Here is a 578-nt window from a genome sequence, read left to right on the forward strand (position 1 = left end):
TCCTTCGACAGGACGTACACTTCGCCTTCGAACTTGGTGTGCGGCTTGATCGAACCCGGCTTGGCCAGGACCTGGCCACGCTCGACGTCGTCACGCTTGGTGCCGCGCAGCAGCAGGCCAGCGTTGTCGCCTGCCTGACCCTGGTCCAGCAGCTTGCGGAACATTTCAACGCCGGTCACGGTGGTCTTCTGCACCGGACGGATGCCGACGATTTCGATTTCGTCGCCAACCTTGATCACGCCGCGCTCGATACGACCGGTCACCACGGTGCCGCGGCCCGAGATCGAGAACACGTCTTCCACCGGCATCAGGAACGGCTTGTCGATTGCGCGCTCCGGCTCCGGGATCCAGCTGTCCAGGGCGTCGACCAGCTTCAGGATGGCCGGCACGCCGATGTCGCTCTGGTCGCCTTCCAGCGCCAGACGGGCCGAACCAGCGATGATCGGGGTGTCGTCGCCCGGGAAGTCGTACTTGCTCAGCAGCTCGCGCACTTCCATCTCGACCAGCTCGAGCAGCTCGGCGTCGTCAACCATGTCGGCCTTGTTCAGGAACACGACGATGTACGGCACGCCGACCTG

At 64.4% G+C, this 578-nt stretch carries 1 protein-coding gene; it reads right to left on the bottom strand.

The genetic code is table 11. From position 1 onward, the window contains the following. Window positions 1-578: EF-Tu/IF-2/RF-3 family GTPase (locus tag QRO93_RS21520; protein ID WP_285304364.1), on the bottom strand; the 578-nt coding region annotated here is incomplete at both ends.

It is taken from the genome of Stenotrophomonas maltophilia group sp. Smal17 (assembly GCF_030237045.1).
In the GTDB taxonomy this organism is placed as follows: Bacteria; Pseudomonadota; Gammaproteobacteria; order Xanthomonadales; family Xanthomonadaceae; genus Stenotrophomonas; species Stenotrophomonas forensis.